Source organism: Waterburya agarophytonicola KI4, from assembly GCF_020640915.1.
GTDB classification, from domain to species: domain Bacteria; phylum Cyanobacteriota; class Cyanobacteriia; order Cyanobacteriales; family Xenococcaceae; genus Waterburya; species Waterburya agarophytonicola.
This window is the reverse complement of sequence record NZ_JADWDC010000127.1, coordinates 1-4,643: the sequence shown is the minus strand read 5'-3', so window position 1 is coordinate 4,643 and position 4,643 is coordinate 1. Positions and strand designations below refer to the sequence as shown.

4 protein-coding genes, 1 pseudogene and 1 CRISPR repeat array are annotated in these 4,643 nt (G+C 38.0%); of the genes and pseudogenes, 4 read left to right on the top strand and 1 reads right to left on the bottom strand.

Annotated features, from left to right (window positions below):
• Positions 1–59: 59 nt before the first annotated feature.
• The 3 genes and pseudogenes from I4641_RS23270 to cas5 all read left to right on the top strand — a co-directional run.
• Positions 60–587: pseudogene (locus I4641_RS23270) on the top strand (type I-MYXAN CRISPR-associated Cas8a1/Cmx1); the annotation flags it as partial.
• A gap of 146 nt (positions 588–733) precedes the next feature.
• Complete coding sequence (locus I4641_RS23265; RefSeq protein WP_229642968.1) at positions 734–1,681, top strand: hypothetical protein; 948 nt, start codon at positions 734–736, stop codon at positions 1,679–1,681.
• Positions 1,678–2,310 carry a type I-MYXAN CRISPR-associated protein Cas5/Cmx5/DevS gene (gene cas5, locus I4641_RS23260; protein ID WP_229642967.1) on the top strand — a complete coding sequence of 211 codons (633 nt, stop codon included), beginning with the start codon at positions 1,678–1,680 and terminating at the stop codon, positions 2,308–2,310. Before I4641_RS23265 ends, cas5 begins: the two co-directional genes overlap by 4 nt.
• A 250-nt stretch (positions 2,311–2,560) precedes the next feature.
• A CRISPR array of direct repeats spans positions 2,561–3,107; the repeat unit is 36 nt; unit sequence CTGCATCATGGTTAAATGCCTTTAGGCGTTGCTCAC.
• Positions 3,108–3,159: 52 nt separating this feature from the next.
• Here the strand turns inward: cas5 and I4641_RS23255 are convergent.
• Positions 3,160–4,215: a TniQ family protein gene (locus tag I4641_RS23255; RefSeq protein ID WP_229642966.1), complete on the bottom strand. Its 1,056-nt coding sequence runs from the start codon at positions 4,213–4,215 to the stop codon at positions 3,160–3,162.
• A 130-nt stretch (positions 4,216–4,345) separates the two neighbouring features.
• Here I4641_RS23255 and brxE point away from each other — a divergent pair.
• A partial coding sequence (brxE, locus tag I4641_RS23250; RefSeq protein WP_229642965.1) for a BREX-6 system BrxE protein occupies positions 4,346–4,643 on the top strand: 298 nt, incomplete at its 3' end.

Below are 4,643 nucleotides of genomic sequence, written 5' to 3'. Positions count from 1 at the left end.
ATCGCTCTTTTTTTTCCCTGATTATAACCTAAACTAGGTGCGTCTAAGCTTATCCAGGTGCAACAGTGCGCCATGCCAAGTTACAGGCAATTACCAAAATAGAAGAAAAAATCGAATATGCTTTAGCACTACTATTTCTTCCTATTGTCTGTCAGTATTTCACTGTAATCTCCAATTCAACCAAGAGAGACAAAAAACAGGCAGCCAGATATGCCATAGTGATACCTGATGTTCTGGACTTTGTAGCAGCAGCCAATAGATGTTGGCAGTTAAATAGCAGAAAATATCAAGACTGCTTTGTAACTAATCTGGGAGAAGCAGCCTTAAAAAACTATAGTTCTTCTGGAAAAAATCTCACTTCTCCACAGAATTGCCAGGTTTTACTCTACGAAAAACTAAACAAAAAATCTCGCCAAAGAATAATCTTTGACAATGAAGACTTTACCATTACCCCCCAAGCAGTCAAAGACTACCAGTTTGTCTCAAAAAACTTCATAGATAACAAAATTTTCATTTACGACAACCAAAGCTTTACGGTCAAAGTCAACTCCATCCGCGCCATCATTGTTAGCTTTAGCCAGTTATAAACCACAAAAGTTTTCTTTACGCAAAATACCAATAGTATTTTGGGCTAAGTTACTTGAAGTTAATTATCAAGCAGCAATTTTGTTTCTACTTCAAGACTCTATTTTGGCAATCTTTCCCGAAACTCAGCAAGAAGCTGGATAAATTTATGTCTAGATATTATTTATTTGGTACTTTTTTAACTCACTATGGTTCGGCATCCCTCAATCATGATAAAAGCAAAGGCAATACAAGTCCCTTACAAAAAGCTAGATGGCACAACAAGCTTCATTCAGTAGTTAATAGCGACGCTATACGCTGGGCATTGCGGTTTTATTGGCAACAAAATGGTTATCCTGTCAATCGCAATTGGGATGGAGATGAATTTGTCAATAATTGGGAAGATGACAATTTTAATCCTGAAAGGTTTATTGACGATGATGTATTGGGTTTTGCGAATTTAGAAGCAGCAAGAAGAGAAATAACTGAAGAGGTTAATGATAATGATCAAGAAGCATCGCAAGCTGAAACGACACAAAGAACTAGAATTGCTTATCCCCAAAGGTTAGGAGCATTGGGAGTTAATCGTGCTTTTTCCCTCACTCCTTTCGATGGTGGAGTTACCTTTAACTCTAAGAGTGGAGAAAAAGACAGTACCTCGCTGCACTTTATTGAATTTCATAACACCCGTTATCAATATGTCTTTGCTCTTGACTGCAATCATCTCAAGAAAAAATCCCGAACTTTAGATCTCTTGGATGGGTTAACATCTGTCCGTCAGGTAGGAGGACATAACAATGTTTTTTGCTATGACTTCTCTCCTGAAAGTTTTGTCTTGCGCTGGACGCAAGATCCTTCGCCAGATATGTTTTACTGCTTTGAACAGTTGGAAGTTAGTCCAGGGGTTTATGCCGAACCTTCTATTTCTCGGAGTCTAATTGAATCAGTATCTAATGGGGATATTGAAGCAGATGAATTGTGGATTGGGGGTAAATTTGCCAAAGATCTCGCCCTAGACAAGGCTCACATTTATCCAGGAAGAAAGAAGGCAATTGCCGAACTAAAACAAGTTATTGCCAGAGATTTGAGTTTAAACGAAGCTAATGCACAAACATGAATTCAATCGCTTTATACGTTCACGTTCCCTGCGCTACTTTTCGACATTCACGCAGTAGGGAATATGGTAAAACTTATCCTGTTCCCCCTCCTTCGACAGTTTATGGAATGTTATTGTCATTGGTGGGAGAAACTGATTCACAAAGACATTGTGGTGTAAGACTGGCAATAGCTATGTTGTCTCAGTCACAAAAGTCTAAGATCTTGAGAAAAATGAGACGTTTTAAAGCTTCTTCTCTTGGAGATCCCAGAAATACTAGTCCCGAACATCAAGAGATTTTAACGGATATTAGATTTATTGTTTGGGTGGAATCATCCTTAGAATCAGTAAATCCAACTTTGGTAAAAAGAATAGAGCAAGCAAAAGCTAATCCTGCTACTATTAAACGTTTTGGCTGTCTTTATTTAGGAGAAAGTAATGACTTGGTTAATTCTGTGAGATTAGCTTCAGAACGTCATTTAAGTCAGCCTAAGCAATGGTTAGTACAAGACAACACGGGTAGCATTACTTTACCTTACTGGGTTGACCATGTGGGTTCGAGAGGAACGAGATGGCAGCGTTATTCTCTTGAGGAATTAGAATGTAAAACACCACCTGATAGCTCTTGGACGGTAATTCAAACTGAGTAAAATGCAAGCACCTCTGCTTGTAGAGAGGTTTTGTAGGGTAAAAAATGCTGAAAACTATAAATATCAAGCAATACAGCTATTCAAAGCCATGAGAAGATCCTTGCATTTTGCTAAAGCTTTGTAAATAAAGGGTTTCAGCCATCGAAAGATTCTTTATTATATAGTTGTGAGCTTAATTTGCAGTGTTTTAGATGAGGTGCTTGCATTTTTGATTCTCAGCTATTGCCAAATATGGGTCTGGGAGACTGCCCTGCATCATGGTTAAATGCCTTTAGGCGTTGCTCACACTGCCTCAACTCTTGGTGCGAAAGGGGCAGTGGATTCTGCATCATGGTTAAATGCCTTTAGGCGTTGCTCACGAAGCTCTTAAGTGAATTAAATTATTTTCCATGGTAAAAATCTGCATCATGGTTAAATGCCTTTAGGCGTTGCTCACGGATTGGCAGAAACTATAGTTACAGGACGCAGTAGCCTGCATCATGGTTAAATGCCTTTAGGCGTTGCTCACTTAGGGTAATTGTCTTTGGAAAGCAGAATAGTTTAGATTCTGCATCATGGTTAAATGCCTTTAGGCGTTGCTCACCTTAATTCCCGTACCTGCCAGGAAGATCGGATTGAAACTGCATCATGGTTAAATGCCTTTAGGCGTTGCTCACAATAAATGGATTACGGAAAAAAGAAGAAATAATGCTGCATCATGGTTAAATGCCTTTAGGCGTTGCTCACCTGTGGGACGTTGCCCAGCAAAAATCAGTTATTTGCTGCATCATGGTTAAATGCCTTTAGGCGTTGCTCACTTAGAAAAGTTGTAAGCTTTGAATTTTAATATGCTGGATTCATTAGGATCAATCAAGTTCGGCGATTAAACATCGAAGCGAGAGATGATCTTTTGCTGTTTTTTTGAATTGGATTTTTAAAATTAATCTCAAGTATCTTGCTTATACTTGAAACATCCTCTTTCATTAGTTGATCTACAGATATTTTGGCTAAACTACATATTGGAATCAGCAAACCAACTAGATTTAAAGGTTTATCTTGATGCTGTGTAATTGCAATTTTTAATTGTTCTAAAGTTTTCCCTAATGCTATAAACTGGGTTAAATCTTGCCTAAGCGATCGCTCGAAAAAGAATTGAATCAGTTTGAGTTTTTGAATTATGTCTGGGAGAGTAGGCGGAGAATCTAGATCGGGTGTGGTAGCAATTAATTCTCCAATTCCTGCCAAGATTTGACGTTCTTTATCTGCTATCTCTAATTCATCATTAAGATTATTGCCGAGCCATTGTTTACAGCGATCGCAATAACCTAAGCGAGAATGATTAGCGATCGCTTTTTGAGGAGAATCGCAATGAGGACAACGATTGCTTAACTGGCAGCTATGTTTAAGGCAAAAATTTACATCTTTGAACGACCATAATAAAGGCTCGTAAATAGATTTATGCTCTAGCACCCATTGCTGAAAACACTTCGGACACCAAGCTTTATTTTGACGAAATAAGCCTCGCTCTTTGATAATCTCTTTGTATGTTAAGCAAGATAGATACTTTAAATCTTCACGCAAAGTTAATTGTTCGAGAGCATCAACAAGCGATCGCGTCATGTCTCTCATGCCATTGATTGCTGGTTTCGCGTCGCTATTACCCAAAATACTACTGACACTTTTCAATAACATTTCAGGTTGATATTGATCGCTAAAAATTCTAGGAGCAATTTCTCCCAGAACTAGCTTCTTTAAAGGGAGGCAATGTTCTTCGGCTAATCGAGTCAAATGGCTGCTAAGACTTTCGGTCGATGGTGTTCCTATTCCAATAGGTTTAAGAGAATATAAACGGCTTCTTTCAGGTATCTTAAGGGATTTTGGTAGTGTGATGCGATCATATATTTCTAAATCGCTTTGGTCGAACATCTTACTCTATTTATAGTATTCCTGATATTTACGGACAGTAATTATTCCTAATTTTAGAAAAATGAAGATCGAATAGCTTTATTTGGGAAAACTTTTAAGTATATATATCTCTTACTTATATTTACTTATTTTGAGTTTTATTCAAACTAATACTGACTCTCAAGAGCTAAAAATTGCAATCTCACCAGAAGAATTAGATGCAGTTTTGATGCTGCAATTTTTTGTTGCCTGGGCAGGGGAGGGATTGACAGATCCTTCTCGATTAAATTGGTGGAGTACGCAGTTACTAGATGAGTGGGGAGGAGAAGATCTATTCAAACGTTTATTACCACGAACTTTTGAGTGGGCTTTGTTGGAAGCTACTCGACAGGTTGCCAATACTTCTTGTTTAAGCCCAGAAGAAAGTAAAATGATGATTATTTTGAAAA

Excerpts from the sequence above, each read along its gene's own strand:
- I4641_RS23265 (WP_229642968.1), top strand. The coding sequence starts at position 734 with ATGTCTAGATATTATTTATTTGGTACTTTTTTAACTCACTATGGTTCG.
- I4641_RS23255 (WP_229642966.1), bottom strand. The coding sequence starts at position 4,215 with ATGTTCGACCAAAGCGATTTAGAAATATATGATCGCATCACACTACCA.
- cas5 (WP_229642967.1), top strand. The coding sequence starts at position 1,678 with ATGAATTCAATCGCTTTATACGTTCACGTTCCCTGCGCTACTTTTCGA.